12 protein-coding genes are annotated in these 20,641 nt (G+C 65.7%); 5 read left to right on the top strand and 7 right to left on the bottom strand.

The genetic code is table 11. The annotated features are described in order from the left end of the window. Positions 1–16: 16 nt before the first annotated feature. The 5 genes from ACWCQ1_RS01785 to ACWCQ1_RS01765 form a co-directional block, all read right to left on the bottom strand. Entirely contained in the window at positions 17–244 is a 228-nt protein-coding gene (locus ACWCQ1_RS01785; protein ID WP_133040882.1) for a chaplin, read from the bottom strand. Positions 245–646: 402 nt separating this feature from the next. Beyond that, positions 647–1,888, bottom strand: a complete 1,242-nt coding sequence (locus ACWCQ1_RS01780) for a glycosyltransferase (RefSeq protein ID WP_358593727.1) — start codon at positions 1,886–1,888, stop codon at positions 647–649. A gap of 65 nt (positions 1,889–1,953) precedes the next feature. After that, a complete protein-coding gene (locus tag ACWCQ1_RS01775; protein ID WP_358593728.1) occupies positions 1,954–2,964 on the bottom strand; it encodes an alpha/beta hydrolase in 1,011 nt (336 codons plus the stop codon). A 439-nt stretch (positions 2,965–3,403) separates the two neighbouring features. After that, positions 3,404–10,108, bottom strand: coding sequence for an SDR family NAD(P)-dependent oxidoreductase (locus ACWCQ1_RS01770; protein ID WP_451025619.1), 6,705 nt, complete (start codon positions 10,106–10,108; stop codon positions 3,404–3,406). Positions 10,109–10,152: 44 nt separating this feature from the next. Further along, on the bottom strand, positions 10,153–11,874 hold the full coding sequence (locus ACWCQ1_RS01765; RefSeq protein WP_451025618.1) for a fatty acyl-AMP ligase: 1,722 nt from the start codon (positions 11,872–11,874) through the stop codon (positions 10,153–10,155). Positions 11,875–12,559: 685 nt separating this feature from the next. Here ACWCQ1_RS01765 and ACWCQ1_RS01760 point away from each other — a divergent pair. Together ACWCQ1_RS01760 and ACWCQ1_RS01755 are read left to right on the top strand one after the other, a co-directional pair. Continuing rightward, on the top strand, positions 12,560–13,969 hold the full coding sequence (locus ACWCQ1_RS01760; protein ID WP_358593731.1) for an MFS transporter: 1,410 nt from the start codon (positions 12,560–12,562) through the stop codon (positions 13,967–13,969). A 270-nt stretch (positions 13,970–14,239) separates the two neighbouring features. After that, positions 14,240–14,362: a hypothetical protein gene (locus ACWCQ1_RS01755; protein WP_451025617.1), complete on the top strand. Its 123-nt coding sequence runs from the start codon at positions 14,240–14,242 to the stop codon at positions 14,360–14,362. Between the two features lie 369 nt (positions 14,363–14,731). Here ACWCQ1_RS01755 and ACWCQ1_RS01750 read toward each other — a convergent pair whose 3' ends face one another. Together ACWCQ1_RS01750 and ACWCQ1_RS01745 are read right to left on the bottom strand one after the other, a co-directional pair. After that, positions 14,732–15,283 (bottom strand): Ig-like domain-containing protein, encoded by a 552-nt coding sequence (locus ACWCQ1_RS01750; protein ID WP_451025616.1) that lies wholly within the window; start codon positions 15,281–15,283, stop codon positions 14,732–14,734. A 213-nt stretch (positions 15,284–15,496) separates the two neighbouring features. Continuing rightward, the gene (locus ACWCQ1_RS01745; RefSeq protein ID WP_451025615.1) at positions 15,497–16,513 is read right to left on the bottom strand and encodes an IPT/TIG domain-containing protein; all 1,017 of its coding nucleotides are present in this window, start codon (positions 16,511–16,513) and stop codon (positions 15,497–15,499) included. 1,036 nt (positions 16,514–17,549) lie between these two features. Between ACWCQ1_RS01745 and ACWCQ1_RS01740 the strand changes: the two genes are divergently transcribed. The 3 genes from ACWCQ1_RS01740 to ACWCQ1_RS01730 all read left to right on the top strand — a co-directional run bounded on the left by ACWCQ1_RS01740 (position 17,550) and on the right by ACWCQ1_RS01730 (position 19,810). Next, positions 17,550–18,296 (top strand): IPT/TIG domain-containing protein, encoded by a 747-nt coding sequence (locus tag ACWCQ1_RS01740; protein WP_451025614.1) that lies wholly within the window; start codon positions 17,550–17,552, stop codon positions 18,294–18,296. Positions 18,297–18,714: 418 nt separating this feature from the next. Beyond that, a complete protein-coding gene (locus ACWCQ1_RS01735) occupies positions 18,715–18,972 on the top strand; it encodes a hypothetical protein (RefSeq protein WP_451025613.1) in 258 nt (85 codons plus the stop codon). Then, the gene (locus ACWCQ1_RS01730) at positions 18,923–19,810 is read left to right on the top strand and encodes a DUF2637 domain-containing protein (protein ID WP_451025612.1); all 888 of its coding nucleotides are present in this window, start codon (positions 18,923–18,925) and stop codon (positions 19,808–19,810) included. The genes ACWCQ1_RS01735 and ACWCQ1_RS01730 overlap by 50 nt, the downstream gene beginning before the upstream one ends. Positions 19,811–20,641: the final 831 nt, after the last annotated feature.

Here is a 20,641-nt window from a genome sequence, read left to right as displayed (position 1 = left end):
CGTGAGCGTTACGTCGTCAGTCGTTGCTGCAACGGTTACCGATCACGGGGCTCAGCAGAGAGGTGACGTTGGTCGCGTTGCCACACTCGTTGAGCGGAGCGTCGATGGGGATCTGGAGCACGTTGCCCGAGAGGAACCCTGGGGAACCGATCGCGACACCCTCGGCCTCGGCGTCCGCGAAAGCCGGGGCGGCCGCACCGAGAGCCATGATCACACCCGCGACGACGGCAGCGGTCTTCTTCATGAGCTTTCCCTTCTCTGCGGTCATGTCCTGGTGACGGCCGAAACCGAGCGAGCACAGTTTGAACGGCTCGCACCATGACCTGCAGGCTGCACAACGAGGGATAGACAGCCGAAGAAACCACGGAACACACGCCGCGGGATAATTCACTCGAACGCCCCGTCATGAATCCGCGATTTGACCCGCGGGGAGTAAGAGACGCTTCCCACATGCGCTGCCGGAAATCTGAAAAGCGGCCCGGGGCAGCTCGCCTGGAAGGGGGCCGGCCGCCGACGGTGTTGCTGACGAAGCAGGTAATCCGCATGCCCTGGGCCAGCCCTCGCGCAGGCGCCAGTGAGCCGGCCTCACCCGATCAAGGTAGTGGTTCGGCACGGTTCTATGGCGATGCCTGGTCTGTCAAGTCGCTCAGGTCCACAGATAGGTGTTCAGCACTCTGCAGGCTTGGGAAACTCCATTTTCTGTCCTGAGTGCCCGGCCAAGCCTCGAGGCCGCATCGGCGTAAGCCGTACCAGTGAGAATGCGGAGACGTTGGGTGAGGTTGGAAGCCGTCAGACTGCGGGCCGGCAACGGCTTGGGCCCGGCGCCCAGTCCATGTACCCGATCTGCCCAGTAGAATTGATCGCCGAAGAATGGGCACACAAGCGACGGCTTTCCGGCACGCAGCGCTGCTGCTGTGGTTCCCGCCCCACCGTGGTGGATGATTGCGGCCATCCTCGGAAACAGCCAGTGGTGGGGTGTTTCCCGCACCGCGAGCATGTCGGGCTCACTCGTTCCGGGCACACCAGCAAGCACTCCGCGCAGTCCGGCCCGTCGCAGCGCCTCCCGTACGAGGTCGCTGGTGGCCGCGGGATCCTTGGGCGTCATGCTGCCGAACCCGAAATAAACGGGCGGTGGGCCATCGGCGAGGAAGTCCAGCAGCTGTCGGGATGGTTCCCAGGACGGCTCTTCGTGATGCCAGAATCCAGTCATATGGACATTCCTCCCCCAGTCAGGCGGTCTCGGCACAATCGAGGAGCTGAACGCACAGAGCACTGGCGCGCGACGGATACGACGCATTGAAGCGCGCAAAGACATGGCCGGCAGGCCGAGGCCCTGTCGGCGCCATTCGTCGATGAAGGGACGGAACATGAGCCAGGAACCGGCATCGACCGCGTCAAAACTCAAGCGGTTCCCCAAGGAGCCGAGTAGCTTGGCAGCCGGCATCAAGGGGTGCGGGAATTCTCTGGTGGGCTGGCTGGGCTGGAAGTGAATGATCGCGTGTGGAACTCGTAGGAACTGGCCTAGGTGAATGCCGAGGAAGCCAAAAGAAGGGGCCAGAACCAAGTCGGCTCCCTTCGCTCCCACCTGTGTCTCTTCGAGTAGATCGGTGATGTGAGGGCGCAATACTCTTCTCATGCCGAGGATGAAGGAAATCGGATTACTCCCCGTTTCCAGAAGTTCCCTTCCCTCTGCTGACTCGATGATCTCTGCGGGATCCGCAACGAGGGGGTGAAAATCAATCCCGGCCTCACTGACGAGAGGCGAGTAGCGCACGCTGGCGAGGATGCGGACCCGATTTCCCTGGCGAATCAGCTCTCTGCCCAACGCCAAACAGGGTTGAACGTCGCCGCGGGACCCCGCAGCGAAGATCATCACTGTTCGTCCCATGCCATCCCCTTCTCGGCCGGGTCCGCATTACACCATGACCGACAGGACCTCCGTGGAAAGCTGCACTACTTGAGTGATCTCATCACGGCAGGCCAGATGACATGCAATTCTCGCTGCCAATACGGCCAGGCATGCGTGCCCGGCTGATAGAAGTGAGTCGTGACCTCTACGCCCGCCAAGCGGAGCGAAGATGCGAACTTTTCCATGGACCTCGGAAGCATCGCTTCAGCCACTGCGCCTACCAGTACCTGATCGTAGCTGCGATGAAGGTCCAACGGGCCCGGCACGCCATTGCCCGACGAGAGATGCACGTGCGTGCCCCGAAAAGCATGCGGCATGGCGGAAGGGTTGTGCGCCTGCCAGACACCGGAATCCTTGACGGGGTCGCCCCAGACACGTCTGATGTCGATGCCGTCCCTCTGGGAGCCGAGCGCCAGGGAAATTCGAACAGCGGGATCGTTCAGATCGACGTAGGAACTCATTGCGCCTACGTACCGGTACATTCCTTGGTGATGTGCCGCATAGTTGAGAGCGCCGAATCCTCCCATGGACAGACCAATGATCGCCCTCGAGGAACTGGCTCGGTATGTCCTCTGCATAAGGCGCACCAGCTCACCCGTATGAAACGTCTCCCACTGTGGACCACCGGGGCGCCAGTCACTGTAATACCCGGCTTTCCCGGCGTCGGGCATCACAACGAGCACATCTGACGGCTGCGTCAATTCCTCGATATCGGTCTCACGAGTCCACGAAGTGTAGTCGTCATCACCGCCGTGCAGCATGTACAGGACTGGGAATTGCGCCTTCGGACTCTGTGCCCAATTCTTGGGCAGAATGACTCGAACTGGGATGACGCTCTTCATGGCCGGCGAGCTCACCATGAGGTCCTGTGTGCGAGAGTCGAGCCTTTTCACAGAAACAATGTGAGCCTCCGGGGCGACCGGCAGGCTGGCATTGCCTTCCGCCGCCGTCGACACTCCGGCGGTCATCATTAGAGTGAGGAGCGAGAGGTATGTCACGTGCCGGAGGCTGCGCAGCCGAAGGCGACCGGCAAAAAGTCTGGCAAAAAGAGTCACGCCGCGAAGTCTCCTCGAGATGACATGGAGGTACCGGGAATGAGGGATCCCAAACCAGACCATGCCTGAATTGCGCTACTAAGTCCCAGTGGACACACCGGAGGCGGAGCAAAAAGACCCACACTCTCGCACACTCCGAGCATATGAACAGCTTTACTGGTCCCCTTGCGCCCTTTCCGCAATGCACTCCCCGGCGCGCCCCGCCAAAAGGGTGACCATATGCCCCTGGCTCTTGCGGCATATGCCGAATGTTGAGTCACTGGAGATATCCAACCGGTGGGCAGCCCATACCTCTCGGGGGTGCAGCTTCGGTGGCCGTGGCAAAGCAGGAGGCTACGGCCGTGGCCAAGCTGCGATGGGCCCCCTGGGGGGTGTTGGATCGCCAGTCGGTGCCACACGTGTGGCACCGACTGGTCGGTTGAACTGCCTCAGACGGAATTCATCCGTGGTCAGCGGGTCGGTTGTCGACCGCCCTGAGGGACTGCGTCAGGTGGCGAGCGATCGTGGCAACGTGTGGCGGATCGATGAGGGAAAGGTGGTCACCCTCAACCGGGACGATCTCGAGGGCGGGGCACAGGGCTCCCCAGCCGAGATCCGCCTCCGGCCTGAGGTAGCGCGGGTCGAGGGCCGTGGTGAGCGGTTGAGCCTGCTGAGCACGGTAGAGGACTACGGGACCGTTGTACGGCCGCGGTGTGTAGCGTTCACCGACGCGCGCGTCGAGATACGAGGTCCGCTGGTGTTCCATGATCCCAGGGCTCATGTCGAGGCCCGACTCGGCCACCAGGCGCATGACCAGATCGATCTGCTGATCCTCGGGGGTTGCGGCCAGTTCGTCGTACGGCAGTTGAAGGTCATGCCCATAGGTCTTCCGTACGTACTCGGCGAAACGGCCGAATCGCTCCAGCAGGACGTCCTGCGAGTGCAGGCCGGGCAGAGCAGCGGGAAGGATCGTGTCCACGAGGCCGAGGAAGCTGATGTCCTCTCCTGCTGCCCGCAGTTGTTGCGCCACTTCGTAGGCGAGGCAGCCGCCGAAGGACCAGCCGAGAAGTCGAAACGGTCCGTGCGGCTGGATGTCTTTCACGAGGTCCAGATAGTGTGCCGCTTTCTCTTCCAACGTATCGAGCGTGCTGATCCGCTCCATCCCGTACACAGGCTGGTCGGGCGGCAGGAGTTCCGTCAGCGGCCGATAGACGGAAGTCGGTCCCCCGGCGGGATGGAATGTGAACAGCGGAGCCTTTGCCGTGCCTGGGCCAGGCTTTCGCAACGTGGTGACGACGGACTCGGCGGCCGGGTTGACTGCCGGCCGAATGAGGTCTGCCACCCCGGCCACTGTCCGCTGCGCCAGGATGTCCGCTGCGGTGATGTCCAGGCGGACATCGCCGACTCGGCGCTGGATTGCCTTCATGAGCTGCTCAGCGGTGCCCCGATCTCCGCCGGCCGTCACGAAGTCGGCTCTTACGTCGCTGGGCGGACTGTGCAGGACCTCCGTCCAGGTGCTGGCAACCAGGCGCTCGGCGGCATCCCGCGGTTGGATCGTCGACGGCAGGACGGGATGCGGCCGACAGGTGGGTCCGCTCTCGTGCGGGGACGGCGCCTGCTCATGGTCGGCGCCCAGTCCGAGGTCGCTCAGCAGGGCGTCGGCGACTTCCCGCAGCGTCGCGCCCCGCAGCATGAGGTCCGTGGGCAGGGTGACAGCGAAGTCCTGCTGGACGGCGTTACGGATGCGTACGGCCATCAGCGAGTCAAGGCCGAGCGCTGGAAGGGAGGCCGTCTGGTCGAGGTCAGCAACGCTGAAGCCCATGATGGCAGCTGTGCGTTTGACCAGCCGTTCGAGGACCTTGTCGGCCGCGTCGGCACCGAGTGCTGCGACACTGTCGGGGCCGGCCCAGTCGTCGTCGGCGGTGGTGTCGTCTGTGAGCGTTTCGCGGAAGAAGGGGATGTCGAGCATGCCGGGGAATGCCTCGAGCACTCGGCGCGTGTCGAGGTGCACGACACCTGTGTGCGTGCGGTTGCGGACGATGAGGGTGTGCAATGCGTCCAGGCCTTCGGACAAGCTCAGGCCCTCCGTCGCCATGTCGCGCTGGGCAGGGGCGGCGCCGGTGTCGCGCCAGGGACCCCAAGCGATCGAGAGGGCGCGCCTGCCTTGGGCCCGGTGCTGGTACGCCAACGCGTCCAGCCATGCGTTGGCGGCGGCATAGGCGGCCTGGCCCGGCGAACCGAGAAGTGCCGCTGCGGAACTGTAGGAGACCCACCAGTCCAGTTCGTGGCCGCCGAGTGCCTTCTCGAGTTGCAGTGCTCCCGTGACCTTGGGGCGCAGGACCGCGTCGACGTCGGTTGGGGCCAGGTCGGTGATCATCCGGTCATGGAGAACTCCGGCGCAGTGGGCGATCCCGCGCAGGGCGTGCCCTTCGCTGCATGCGCTGTCGACCAGTCGTGCCGCTACCTCAGGGGCTGCGATGTCTCCCTGCACCACCGTGATCGAGGTGGCGCCGCCCGACATCTCGGCGATGGTCTTCTGGGCTTCCGGCGAAGGGGGCCGCCTGCCGTTGAGGACCAGGCGGCCCGCGCCCTGGTCGGCGAGGCGGCGCGCCGTCGCCAGGCCCAGGCCCGTGAGACCGCCGGTGATGATGTAGGCACCGCTGCGCCGGACGAACGGCGCCTTGTGTTGCTGTTCCATCAGGTCGGCGCGGGTCAGACGGGCGACGAGACGGGTTCCCAGACGCCAGACGACTTCGTCTTCAGGGCTGTCGCCGAGCAGCTCCTGGACGAGGTCGTCGGCGGAGCCAGGGTGCATGTCGAGGTCCACCAGGCTCGCCCTCAGGCCGGGCTCCTCCAGGCGCAGGACGCGGACGAGTCCGCGAAGACAGGCCAGGCTCGGTACCCCGGCTTCAGCCTGTGACGTCGACACGGCCCGTTCAGTGACCAGCCACAGTCGTGGTGGTGTGGCAGGGGCATTGGACGCGAGGTGTCTGGCGACCTGTGTGGCTGTCTGCAGCGCTTCTGCATGGTTGGCCTGTGCTGGAGGGGGCAGCAGGAGGACTACGCCCCGGTTGGCATGGCGCTCGGTGCCGGCCAGCCAGTCGGCGAGTACCTGGTCTGTGTGCTCTTCGGAATACGTGCCGGCTGTGATCTGTACCCGTCGCTGCTTCAGGGCAGTGTGGACGGCAGTGGTCACAGTGGCGTTCGAACGCGCGGAGGCCTCGTCGCTGAGCACGAGCGCGCTGTCGAGTCGGCCGGGCAGCGGGGCGGGCGACTTTTGCCACTGGATCTCGTAGGTGAAGGCTTCCAGTGGCTCCGGTACCTCTGCGCGTTCAACGCAGTGCAGTTGGACACCCTGTGCCGTGATGCACGTTCCTGCCCCGTTCGCGACCACGTTCCAGGCCGGCAGGGAGTCGGCCGGGGGCGTCGGCGCGCCGGCGGACGGCGCAGACTTCGGTGCGGTGGGGTGTGCTTCGATGCTGAGGGGCCCGTCTGCCGTGAGGTTGTGAACGTGCAAACGGTGCACGGCGACAGGGACAGTCTGGGAAGGATCAATGCCGGGGACAGCGTCGCACGCATCAGCTGTGTTTGTTCCGGCCGGCGCGTAGAGCACTGCAGAGAGCGCTTCTTCGACGGCCCGGGAGGCCGGTTCCCCCTCTGTGGTGGGTGCCCAGTGGCTGGTGAGGGCTGGTTGCGTCCCGGCGGTGTCTTCGGGTGTGTTTTCGGGAGGTTCTGCCAGGACGCGGACCTGAGCTGATGCGTAGCGATGCCAGGTGCCGTCGGTGGCGCGGGCGTTGATCGTTGCGACGGCGTCTTCTTCGCCGGGTTCCCACATCACAGTGACGGGTGTGCTGCTGGCGATCGGCAGCCATCCGTGCAGGGCCAGGTCCTCGATCTGCACACAAGCGCTCGCGTCGCAGTCTTGGGCTTCCCGGGCTGCCGCGATCATGATGGCGGCGGCTGCGGGCAGGGTGAGGACCGGACAGCCGTGGAGGTGGCTTTCGGGAGCAGGGGCAGTGCCGACTCCCAGGTCCGTTTGCCACAGGATGGTGTCGTTGCGCGGATCGTCGGTACGCGCGCCCAGCAGACCGTGGCCGACGTCGGAGGCAGCGGTTGCCCGTCCTGGGCGGCCGAACCAGTAGCGTTTGTGCCGCCACGCCGGAGTGGGCAGGGCGACGCGCGTCCCGACAGGCCACAAGCGCTCTTCGTTCAGATGAACTCCGGCGAGGTGCAGTCGTGTGAGCGCCGTGCGCAGGTCGGCTGCCTCGTCTCCCTCCTTGCGCAGCAGGGGGATGACCGGTGCCCCGTGGGCGTGGAGCGTCTCGTTCAACGGAACGAGTGCGATGGGGTGGGGTGAGATTTCGAGGAAAAGGTCGTGCCCGTCTGCCGCGGCCGCCTCGACCGCCTGGTAGAGGTGAACGGGTCGGCGGAGATTGGCACACCAGTAGTCGGCATCGGCGTTGACGTCTGCGCGGGGGTCTTCGTGCACCGTGGTGTACCAGGGGAGGTCCGCCCGTCGGGGACGCAGCGCTGCCAGCGCGTGGTGGACCCTCGGCAGCACGGGATCGACTGCCGCGGAGTGACCTGCTCCCGCTACCTCAAGGAGCCGGGCGAACACTCCCTGGGCCACCAGTTCTTCCACCAGTGCCTGCACAGGCTGCGCGGGTCCAGCCACGGTGCACCTGAGGGGAGAGGAGTGCACGGCGATGCTGACGCCGGGGTGACGCGACAGGACCGCTGCGCGGGTCTCGAGCGGAAGCTCGACGGCGGCCATCGCCCCGAGGCCCTGTGCGTCGATGGCGGCCAGTTCCTCGGACCGGCGCAGAATCACGCGCAGAGCGTCAGCCACGTCGAGTGCTCCTGCGATGACCGCAGCACTGACCTCTCCCATCGAGTGACCGATGACGGCCGCTGGGCGCACACCGTAGGCTTCCAGGGTTCGCGCCAGCGCGATCTGCATGCCGAACAGCAGAGGCTGGACCTGGTCGACGTGGGTGGGCGACGGCGACGGGGTCAGCATGCTGCTGAAGGGGAGCCCCGTTTCGGCCAGGTAGACCGGGTCGAGGTCGCGCACGGCTGCAGCGAAGAACATGTCCTCTTGGAGGAGTCGCCTGCCCATGCCCTGCCACTGGGATCCGTAGCCGGAGAACACAAAGACCGGCCGGCGGGTAGCGGCCGGTCGTCCTGCCGGGTCGTCAGGTGGCGGGGAGACGATGCCCGGCAGCTCCTCGCCGCGCGCCAGAGCGGCCAGTAGTGCTGCAGCGTCCTGACCTGTGCGCGCGGTAATGGCCGCGCACTTGGGGCCTCGCCGGTGGCGGGCAAGCGTGTGCGCGATGTCCACCAGGGCGGGTGCGTCCTCGGCCGCGGTCAATTGGGCAAGGCCGGCTGCCGCGTCAGCGATGCGATCCGTTGACCGAGCCGAGACGATCAGTACGTGTGGGCCGTCGTGGCAACCGTCTTCCGTCTGCGCTCCGGGAAGGGGCAGGACACGCTTGGTGACGGGAGCCTGTTCAAGAACGACGTGCGCGTTCGTGCCGCCGAAACCGAACGCGGAGACACCGGCCCGCGCAGGCCGGGAAGGCCGCTCCGGCCAGGGGGTGACGGCGGTGACGACCCGCAGCCGCAGGGCCGGGAAGTCGATGTGCGGGTTGGGGGTGTGGAAGTGCAGGCTCTGCGGGATGCGCTGATGGTGCAATGCCAGGACCGTCTTGATGAGACCGACGATGCCCGCGGCTCCCTCGAGATGACCGAGGTTGCTTTTCACCGACCCGATCAGCAGCGGCTGGTCGACCGGCCGACCGCAGCCCAGCACAGCACCCAGCGCACTGGCTTCCATGGGGTCGCCCAGGAGGGTGCCGGTACCGTGTGTCTCGACGTAGTCGATGCTGTCGGCCTCGACCTGTGCGTGGTCGAGCGCTGCCCGCAGAAGGCTCTCCTGAGCTGCGGGGTTGGGGGCCATGAGGCCCGCAGAGCGTCCGTCGCTGTTGACGGCGGTGCCCTTGATGACGGCCAGGATCCTGTCGCCGTCGCGCTGGGCATCGGCGAGCCGTTTGAGCACGACAACCCCGCAGCCTTCTCCTCGGGTGATGCCGTCAGCGCAGCCGTCGAAGGGCTTGCAGCGTCCATCGGCGGCCAGTGCTCCAGCCTGCTCGAAGGAGGCCGTGACCAGAGGAGACAGCAGGACGTTCACACCCGCCGCCAGGGCGGTGTCGCACTCACCGCTCCCCAGACTCCGGCAGGCATTGTGCACGGCGACCAGGGACGATGAGCAGGCCGTGTCGATCGTGAGGCTGGGTCCGTGCAGATCGAAGACGTACGACAGTCGATTGGCGGCGATGCTCCCGGCCGCCCCGGTACTGGTCCAGGGAGTGAGTCGCGAGGGATCAGACGTGGTCAGATGACCGTATTCGAGGGCGCTCAGTCCGACGAACACACCGGTGTTGGTGCCTTCGATCCCGTGCGCCGGCACTCCCGCGTGGTCCAGAGCTTCGCAGCACACCTCCAACAGCAGTCGTTGCTGAGGGTCCATGACCTCGGCTTCGCGCGGGGTGATGCCGAAGTAGTCGGCGTCGAAGGCCTCGATGTCGTGGAGGAAGGCACCGTAAGGGCTGGTGTCCTCGACCAGTTTCGCGGCGCCGGGGCCGGTGGCGAAATCTCGCCACCGTCTGCTCGGCACCTGCCCAGTAAGGTCGCTCCCCGTCAGAAGGTGTCTCCAGAAGGTGTCCGCCCCGCTGATACCACCGGGCAGGCGGCAGCCAATGCCGACCACCGCGACAGAGCATGGTGCCGAAGGGGCCACGCGAACGGGGTCGCTGTCCGGGCTCAGCCCCTCAGCGAGGGGCCGCTCAGGACATGCCCGTGGCTCCCCGCTTTCGACAGCATCTTGTGGGACGGGACACAGGTGCTGCACGAGACGTTCGATGGTCGGGTGTTCCCACACCAGGGTGGCGGGCAGCGGGCGTTTCAGCAGCCGCTCCAGACGTCCGGCCAAGTCGACTGCGGAACGGGAGGTCAGGCCGTAGGTCGCCAGCGGAGCGGCGGGGTCGATTTCTTCCTCTGGCACCTTGCAGAGGTCACCGACGAGTTGGCGCAGGGCTGCCCGCAGCCCCGATGCGGAGATCGGGTCGTCCTCGGATTCCGTGGCCGCTTCGGTGTTGGGTTGCATGGTCTCTCCCCGGGTGCTCCGTCGTGTAGGGCCCGCCCGCGCGCCTAGTCGCCGGTGGGTGCCGCCCAGGTACCGGCCAGGTACAGGTCACGGCATGCGCTGCGGGCGACCTTGCCGCTGGTGGTGTGGGGAACTGCCCCGGGTTGCACGAGAAGGAAGTCGTGGACGGCAAGTCCATGCTCGGAGGCGACTGCCGCCCGGACGGTGCGCGTGACCTCCTCGAGAACGGAGTTGGCATCCGTAAGATCCCGGCCATGCTCAGCGACGACGACCAGGCGTTCTCCACCGGCAGTGGTCACCGCGAACGCGGCGATGTGGTGAGGCCGGATCACCGGGTGTGCCTTTTGTACCGTGTCTTCGATGTCGTGCGGATAGTGGTTGGTGCCGTCGACAATCACCAGATCCTTGAGGCGACCAGTCACGTAGAGTTGCTTGTCGTGCCACACTCCGAGGTCTCCGGTACGAAGCCAGGGCTCACTTCCCTCTAGAACTGCGCGGAAGGCGGCCTCACTGCTTTCGGCGCAGCCCCAGTAACCGCGTCCGATGTTCGGTCCACGAAGCCAGATCTCCCCGACCTGCCCGTCTTCTCGCCGCTTGTGCGTCGAGGGGTCCACGATGGCGATCTCCTGGCCGGTCGGCCGGCCGCATGCGACGAGTTCGACGACCGCCTCCTCGTCGCTGTCCTCGACGACGCGGGCAACCCCCTCCCGCAGGGACTGCCTGTCGAAGGCGGTGACCGTCGGCTCTTCGCCAACGGGAGAAGCAGAAACGAAGACCGTGGCTTCGGCAAGCCCGTAGGAGGGGCGCATGGTCGTGCGCTTCATGCCGACCGCCGAGAAGGCCGCCTGGAAGCGATCCAGGGTTCGCGGCGCGATGGGCTCGCTTCCGTTGACCATGGCTGCAACGGAGCCGAGCGTCAGATCGGCCCGTTCCTCGGCAGTCACCCGTTCGACACAATAGTCATAGGCGAAGTTGGGTGCCGCGGTGATGGCCCCTTTGTGCTGAGAGAGCAGACTCAACCAACGGCCGGGCTGTTGGATGAACGCCAAGGGATCCATGAGAACCGAAGGGATATGCCCCATGATGGGCAAGGCGACCGCAAGCACGAGACCCATGTCATGGTAAAGCGGCAGCCATCCCACAGTACAGTTGCGCCCTCGGCGGATGTCGTAAGCATCGAGCGCCTGCCGAGCGTTGATGCACACGTTGGAATGTGTGATCTCCACTCCCGATGGAATCCGGGTGGAGCCGGAGGTGTACTGCAGGTAGGCCACATCACCGGGTTGGGGGTCTCGATCCTCGACAGGAGGCTGCTTCGCGACCTCCTGCACGTCCGCTTCGGTGACGACGCCGCAGCGGGACACCATGCCTTGGGCGGCGCAGAAATCCATGAGGGGCTGACGGTGGTCCTCCACGGTCAACATCAGGACGGGGGCCGCGTCCTGAAGGACGGCCGCAAGTTTGTCCTTGTGGCCCGGAAGGAACGGAGTGAACAACGGGACGGCGATCGCTCCCGCGCAGATGGCACCCAGAAAGCCGACGATGTATTCGAGGGACTGCGGCGCGACGATCGCGACTCTCTCACCGGCGGCACCCATGTGTCGCAGGCCTGAGGCTGTGACGCGTACCCGGGTATCCAGTTGCTTCCACGTCAGCGATGTGACGGTTCCCCGACTATCAGTGCTGTGGTCGACGAACGTGAAAGCCGTTTCCTCCGGGGTGCACGCGGCCGTGTGGGCGAGCTGATGGCTGAGTGTCTCTGTCACCGACGATGGCACTGACTCACCGACCTTCGTTTCAGCATGGCAAAGAGCTTCGGGATCAGTCGGGCACAGCCGAACGGGATATCACACGCTACGGTTGCCTTATTATGAGTGCAAAGCAGCACAAAGAGTGAAACACGATACCGACCCCTTCTCCACATGACACGCCGCCACCTGGACGGCGGACGGCCCGTACATCGGCCAGCGGGTTTTGAGAGCGCGCCTTTGCCAACGCCCCCAGGTGCCGGGTCTGTTGTTCCGAATTGCTGGCCTCGGCGGGCGTGAAGGCTCGGGGCCCGCAACACTGAGGTCGTGCCGGTAGGCCAGTCGGATGAACTAGCGCGGTGGCGCTCCGGAGGGCTGCGCTTCGAAGACGACGGCGGTTTCTCCCGGCCCCATGACCACGACCTGCTGAGAGCAGCTCGCCGCGCCGATCGTGCCCCTGTGGGACAACCTGAACGTGGCGCAAAGACGCCCGGATGCAAAAGCGCCTCGACACCCTCCGACCGCCCGATGCGCCCATCGGCCGGGGCCTGCGCAATATCCAGTACCGGGGCAATCTCGTTGATGGATGTCTCAGCTAAACCGGCCTCACCGCAACGAGGCACACCAGAAAGGCCAGTAGTTGACTGTGACGACGGATGGTTGCCGAAACAAATGTCAGGAGCATCATGACAGATAGGGAATCATGGGTCGACTACGTGTACTAAGCATCGTCACAGCTGTCGTTCTCTCGACCTTCTTGACGGCCCTGGACAACACCGTAGTGAATCTCGCCATCCCACAGATGCGCACTGAACTCGGCCTGACAGACACTGATGTGAAGTGGGTGGCGACCGCATACCCTCTCGCCCTTGCCAGCTTCTTGCTGTTTGCCGGGCGCCTGACGGACGGAAAGGGTCGACGATGGTCCCTGCTGACAGGTGTCGCCGTATTCACTGTGTCGTCGGCCTGCTGCGCTTTGTCGACCACGGGAGTGGTGCTGGCCTGCCTCCGCGGTGTCCAGGGCGGCGGTGCCGCCTTCATCTTGCCTGCGTCGCTTGCCATGATGTCGCACGATCTCCCGAGCCGGGTACGGACTGCGGGCTTTGGCGCAACGACTGCCGCGATGGCCTCTGCTTTGGCCTTCGGGCCTGTGATCTCCGGCGTCGTCACGCAGCACCTTGGATGGGAGTGGCTGTTCGTCATGAACGTCCCGCTTGGCGTAGCCAGCTTCGTTGTCGGTGCCCTCGCCCTGCCCAGCGGCCCTTCTCGTCCACAGCAGGGCACACATGGTGTAGCCGAAGGGTTGCATCGTCATATCGCGCTGGCGTGCCTGTCCATCGCCTCCTTCGTCTACTGCCTGATCCAGGCGCCTTCCACGGGGCTCGGTGAGCCGTCCGTGATCGTCTCTGGGATCGCCGCCGTCAGCGGTGCGATCGTGCTGGTGTGCAAGAAGCGCAGCAGGCGCAGCAGTAGCCCCGCGGTGGGGCAACTTCTTCGAGCCCGACCCTTTGCGGGCGGCCTCATCACCCAACTCCTGTGGGGCCTGGGAGTGACCGGTGTGTACTTTTATACGTCCCAGTTCCTGCAGAGTGCCCTACACCTCAGCCCGACAGAAGCTGGGCTCACATTCACTCCGGTGGTTTCGGCTCTCTTCCTCACGGCACCATTCGTTTCCGTCATGGCCAAGCGGTGGGGAGATGGTCATGTCGCCGCTACAGGTCTGATGTCAGTTGCCGCGGGACTGCTGCTGATCGCCCTCGGCAGTCTTCAGGGCAAGCTCCTCGGCCTCATGCCCGGCCTGGCGGCGGTAGGAGCGGGCTCGGCCTTGGCTCTTCCTCTGACAACGCGCGCCCTGGAATCTTCACCCGTCCACCTATCCGGGTTCGCCGCCGGCCTGTTCAGCGCTACCCGCGAACTGTCTGGGGTGCTCGGTATCGTCTTGGTAGGTGCAGTAGTGACCGTTGGAGATTATGCGTCCGTGGCTCAGGGAGCCACACAAGGGCAGGCATTCCTGACGGGCTACCAGCTCGGTCTCTGTGTGGCAGCAGCACTCGTGGCAACCGGAGCACCCGTGGCCGTGTGGGCCCTTCGCCCCATCAAGTGCACGCCCTAGCCAGCGCGTTGGGCGGGACGCCGGACGTCTTCCCATGCGCTGGCTCTGCGGTGCCGGATCGTGCTGGAAAGGCGCACTGGGTGCACCGAACAAAGACGTTGCAGCCCGGCTGGGCATTGAGGCGCACGCGGTGAGTCGGCGGCGGGCCTGGTTCGTCCGGGACTGAGTGGAGGACCAAGCGCTGGTCGACGCGGTCCATGTCCAAGGACGTCGGGCTGTCCCCGTCGGCCATCATTCGATTCCGGCGGACCTACAGCCTCAAGCCGCCTGGTGGACACCTTCAAGCTGTTCAAGGCTCCGCAGTTCATCGAGAGCACCTGTGACGTGGTCGGCCTGTATCTCATCTCGCCGGAGCACGCACTGATGCTGTGCGTGGACAAGAGGACGCGATGATTTGCAAGAGTTGTCGCCGACGGCGATCAGCACGGCGTGGCACGGCCCGGGCCATCCGGGACAACCCCCCGTGCGCTGGGCGCGCTGACGCGCACACCGCGGCAACTGGCCTTGGGAGTTCGGTGACCTCCTGCCGAAGCCCCAGACGCGATGCGATGCGCGAGCAGCCGAAGCGTGCAGACCGTCGTCTCGGCTGCCGCCCTGCCTTCACTGGGGGGCCAGCTCCGCCGGACTGGTCAACGCACCGTCCACCCTGCCCGAGACGCTGGAACCACCGTGACCGCGGGCATCCGGCGAGCGGTGACAGTCGTGGGCACTACCCGAACCAGCAGGATGCCCAGAGGCGCGTCGACATGGCTCTGCCCGGTGTCACCGGCGGTGAGCCAGGGCCGCTGATTTGACGGACCCGGACGGAGCCGAGGACCGTGCAGATCTCTGCTTTGTGATCGTGGACTTGTCGATGCCCACGGTGTTGTTGGAGTTGCTCACGGAGAAGTTGATCAGTCCGTTGCACAGGAGGAAACACCCGCCGGGAGTGGGGCCTGGTGCCAGCGGCGTGACCTGGACGGTCGTGGTGCTGCTGGAGGCGTCACACTCCGCGTTGCCGTTGTAGGCGGCGGTGATGTCGTGCGAGCCAGTGGTGGTGAACGTGGTGGTATAGCTGGCCTGGCCGTCCACACTGACGGGCACGGTGTCGAGCAGGGTGGGGCCGTCGAAGAACGTCACGCCGAGCCCGCCGCTGGGGTCGGCGGTACAGTCGACCGTGGCCGTCAGCAGCACTGGAGAACCCACCACGGCGGATGCCGGAATGGCCGTCACCGTGGTGCTCGAGGCCACGGCCCAGGCAGGCGATGCCAGGCCAAGCACGGCGGCCAGAGCTGTGGCGACGACCAGTCGCCCTCTACGTGGGGTGATCCTCACTGGTTCGGCTCCTTGTACTCGCCGGATCCGCGGACTGCGGATGCCGTGCAAGCCTGACGCTAGGAGGATCTCTGTTGCCGTCCGGGAAGGAGCGCCCGCAAGTAACCTGATTGGATCATCCGTATGAACCGGTCGTCGTACAGGCCATGGGAGCGGTCATGGTGCCGTACGTACGAGGTGCGGGCGACGGCTCCTGCGCGGGGTCTATGGATGTCAGATGCCAGGCGGGGCGTTGCGGGTGTAGGTCAGCCCGGGGGCGGTACCGCCCGCTGTGGTGACGGTCACGGTGACTGGACCTGCCGGTCCTGCGGGTGCGATCGCCGTGACCTGCGTGTTCGACACGACGGTGAACGGGACGGTCACAGCCCCGAAGACGACGGCTGAGGTGGTGGCCAGGTTCGTCCCGGTGAGGGTGACTACGGTGCCCGCGGACGTCGGACCGCTATAGGGCACCAGAGCTGTCAGGGCGGGGCTGGGGATGTAGGAGAAGGCGACCGGGTTGCTTGCGCCCCCCGGGGTGATCACCGTGATCGGTGAACTGCCCGTGCCCGGCGGGGCGATGGCCGTGATCTGCGTCGCCGACACCACGGTGAAGGAGGCGGCGTTGGTGTTGTCGAACCGCACGGTGCCGGCGTTGAGCAGATTGCTCCCGGTCAATGTGACGGTCACTCCTCCGGCCGTCGGGCCCCGGGCGGGTTCGGCACTGCTCAGGACGGGAGGCGCCGCGTAGAAGAAGAAGGCATCCGGGGCGCTGGTGCCCCCCGGTGTCGTGACGGTAACGACGGCGGCCCCGGCGCTTCCGGCAGGCGTCACGGCAGTGATCTGGCTGGCCGAGTTCACGGTGAACGATGTCGCCGGGACCCCAGCGAAAGTGACCGTGGTGGCCCCGGTGAACCCGGTTCCTGCGAGGGTGACACTGGTGCCACCCGACGTCGGGCCGTTGCTCGGGGTCAAGCCCGTGACCACCGGTGTCGCCGCCGCCACGTAGGTGAACGTCACGGAGTTGCTGGTGCCGGTTGGATTCACGACGGTCACCGCCGTCGCTCCCGCGGCGTGGGGAGGGCTCACGGCGGTGATCTGGGTGGCCGAGTTGACGGTGAAGGAGGTGGCATTAGTGCTGCCGAACCGTACGGCGGTGGACCCCGTCATCCCAGTGCCGGTGAGGGTGACCGTGGTGCTCCCGGTGGTTGGCCCCTGCGAGGGACTGATGGCGCTGATCGTGGGTGGCATGACGATGCCCTGCCTTTCTGCAGGCCTCGAGGTGATCATTCGTGAGTTCAGCGGATCCCTGTGCAAGGCCAGACGCATCGCATCCCCAGGGACCACGGAGGTCCTGCGTGGAAGACCCACGGAGGGGGTCGGCATCCGAACTGTGCAGCCGGGGTGGCGGAGTTCAGCCGTCGGTGCACAGAAAAGAACCGGCACATGCCGCCCTTGACGTGATCTCCGGTCAGGGGATGGGCGGCCCGCCGGTTCGCTGTTTCAAGTACCCCACAGGGAACCGCCTCTCGCAAGGGGGCGACACAACACAAAGGATGCTTGAGCATGTTCATTGCGGGCGCCTGTGTACCACCGGCTTGCGCGCCTGCCCTGCGACCGGCCTCACCCCAGTCGGCCAAACGCAGCGGGGATTATGCCCTGGATCCGCGGATTCGGGGTACTGGCCAATTGACCGCTCATCAGCCTTCGCAAGCCGTGAAGCCCCGCAGCTGTCCGCCCTGGTTCCGCCGCGAGGTCTGCGGCCACCCGCATCCAGAAGGAAGGCCGCCGAGTCGCCCACCTGCCAACTGTCCAACGTCAGCGACCAAACGAACTCGTTCCTGTGGTGCCAACCCCTCATCGGGGCAGGGCAGTTGGCCAGCCCAAACAGAACCGATCAGTCCGGACTCGCTGCGGCCGGCAAACGCATGAGATGTACTCCATTCGGGTGATGTGTGGTGTGACCCCTTGTCACCCATTTGGGGCTGTGGGTCACTGAGAGTGTGAACCGGCGGGCTGCCCATCCCGTGCCGGGGTGAACGTTGAGACAGGCAGCCCTTGCCGGTCTTCTCCTTGCCCAGGGAGATGACGCAAGCTGCTGTGCTTACCGCCATGCCGCGGCGGCGGCTCTTCCTTCACTCTGGGCCCGGCACTGACGGCGCCTGAAGGCGTCGGAAGAGAGCAGGTGCCTGTCGCCTGCGGCTCGGCTCCGCGATGCTGCGCCCCGGTGGTCCGGTCCCCATGCCGGTTCCTCGCATGTCCCCATCGATCAGCGAGGAGTGTCCTCATGCCCATTTCTCCGAATCAGGGTTCCACCGGTGGCGGAACCCTGGTGACCATCACCGGCACAAACCTGTCCAACACCAGCGCGGTGACCTTCGGCAGCAAGCGGGCCACAAGCGTCACCAACGTCTCGCCGACCCAGGTCACCGCTGTTGCCCCCTCGGGGACCGGCACGGTCGGGGTGACCGTGACCACCCCGGGCGGGACCAGCAACCCGGTGTCGTTCTTCTATGTGGGCGCCCCGTTCAAGTCCTCCCTCGGTACAACCTCCGGGGCGCTGGCCGGAGGCAACAGCATCACCATCAATGGCACCGGCCTGTCCACGGCCACGAGCGTGTCCTTCGGCGGCGTGACCGCCACGCCCACGGTGAACTCCGACAGCTCGCTCAGCGTCACGGTGCCGGCAGGGGCGGCGGCCGGGCCGGTCGCGGTCAGTGTGACCACCGCCGGGGGCACCAACAACGGCCTGACCTACACATACATCGACGACCCCACGATCGGCACGCTCAGCCCGACTTCGGGTCCCACGTCGGGTGGTACGGCGGTGACCATCACCGGCACCAACCTCGACAGCACCGACTCGGTCACCTTCGGCGGCACCCCGGCGCCGTTCTCGATGATCAACACGACCACGCTGTCCGCGGTCACCCCGCCCGGCGCCGCTGGGGCGGTCGACGTGGTCGTCACCAACCCCGCAGGGTCCGCCACCGCGGCCGACGCGTTCACCTACGTCGCCGGCCCCGGCATCTGACCCTCTCCGGCCTTCGCACAGCGAAGGCAATGACCCGTCCGGGCGGCAGCCCCCCTGTGCCCGGACGGGTCTCATCCTTCTCCGGACGTAGTGCGTGGCACGTCATCCCCCGCCACGGAACGGATCACGCCGCTGGTCGCCCAGCCCGCACGCCGGCCCTGACATTTCGGGCGACGAAGCCGACACAGCACCGTGTCGAAACGAGCCACACCCTTCGCCGTTTCGGGCGGGGTTACCGTAAAAAGCACAATAGGCCGAGATGCTCATAAAGCAGTAAGTAGGTGTTGTGGTTGATCAACATTCCCCGCCTCATACGATGGCGTGTAGGTCTGCCCGATACCTGCACAACATGTTTGTCTGGCTAATCATTCACCCGTTCGCGGCGCATCCGCCAACGAGGGAGGCCGTTAGTCGCTACATGACGAAGGCAATCGAGAACCAGACCATCGGCCCTCTCCCGAAGCGGACTCGCCCGAAAGATGTCCGTGTCACACGGCTGGGCTCCTTCACTTACATTCCGAAACCCACCAGCGACGAAAAGGCGAACGGGGTTCTCGCAAAGGGGGGACTGTCCATCAGGCTTGATGTGACCGATGAGGACCTGCATGATTTCGTGCATGCTTTGAGTGTTCTGGAAGAAGGTCTTTCAAGACGCTGGATGGAGTTGGAAGCCTGAGTGTCTACACGAAAAGACGGGCAACCACGCCATGCACGAAGAAGGACCAACCCCCTATTCCGATTTCTCCGCCGAATTTTTGTACGGCTATAAGGACGCCAACGAATATCAGAATCCAGTTGGAATTCTCTACCCTCCTTTGACGCCACCGGAGTCAGGCTGGGATCCTGCAGAAGAGCTGGCATTTATACTGCGTGATGCTGTCGAGGCGGAGCAGACCAGAATTCCGGCCGCACACGGCGGGGAACCTGCGGATGCGAGGTCCCATCGGGAAAACCTGGTGCAACTCACCGCAGAGTTGCCACCTGTCAAGGCCGCACCCCCGGGCCATCGCAAGACGCGGGCACGACACAAAGACAGGCTCCTCACCCTCAGTTACTGCATTGGCGCACTGGTGGCCGTCATCGCGGCGGCGGTCAGCGTGTTCGGTGGGGTGATTGCTTACGACCCGCTACTGTTCATCGCCGCAGGCCCCACCGCAAGCAGCGTCGTGTCCTGGTGGCCTCTCCTGATCTTCGGCCCCTGGCTGGTGGCGTCGCTGTCCATCCTGCGCCACGCTCTGCACCGGAGCCGGTCCTTGCACTCCTGGTGCGTGGTCTTGGTGTTCTCCTCCATCGCCATGGCCTTGTGTATCGCCCAGGCCCCAAACGACCTCATGGGCAGAGCGACGGCAGCGATGCCGACCTTCGCGTCCTTGACCTGTTTCCAGCAGTTGGTACGCCAGATCACCCTGACCAGGCCACCCCGGCGTCCATTGCGCCGACACCGACTGCAGCCGACGGAGGCACCCGTTGGTGGAGTGCCGTCGAACAGCGGGCCTCAGGCCTCCGTCAGGTGACACTGCCGCGAAAGGGCTCACGCGAGCGGACAGCTGTCCACCACCCCCCCCATGCGACCTGCCCCAGGCGCGCGTCGAGTGGGTCCCCATCCTCATCGCACGCGTGAGGGTGGCCGCCGCCAGCGCTGGCTGCCTGACGTGGTCACCCAGACAGGACCCAAACGGTGCCGCCGCCGCTTCGCCGACAACGGCGGCACCGAGGAGGGAGCCTCCGGCCCAGGCGGCGACGGGGCAAGGACCGGATGAGCCCACACCACAACCCTGCAAGCGGCGCAGCCCCGGCGCCAGCGGCGCGCCGCCGAACGGAGGAGCACATACTCCGAACACAACATCAACAGACGCCGGGGGGGCCGACCTTATCTGTGTCGGCATGCACCTCAACGACCCGTACGCCGAGCGGCGTACGACATTTTCGAACGCCGAGCCGAGACCGGCGTCTTCAAACCCGCGTTGACCGACTGATCCCGAATCCAGCCGATGACCGGCCACGCCGGAGATCGGTAGCGCCGAGCTCACCGGCCACGCATGGCCGCGCCTGGTGGTCGGCATCGACGGTTCCCCTGGTTGGCTGCCCACTTCAGGGCGAGTTGTCTGCCGTAGGTTGGTCGAGGAACGACGCGCACCGCCCGAGCATGTGGTCACATCCCCGCGCCTCGCCCCGGGTCCGCCGCCGCCCAACCGGTCACCCCCGGCCGCCCCCGCTGGCTCCGCCGGCTGGCTCGCAGGTTGCCGAGGTCCAGCTGACCAGCCGCACCGGGCAACGCCGACTACCTGGTCGTGGATGGCGACCAGGCAAGCGTCGCAGCCTGCAGGGCTCTTTCCAGCAGGTCC

This window comes from Streptomyces sp. NPDC002144 (genome assembly GCF_053593695.1).
Note: the sequence above shows the minus strand (reverse complement) of the source record. Positions and strands in the feature narration are given on the sequence as shown.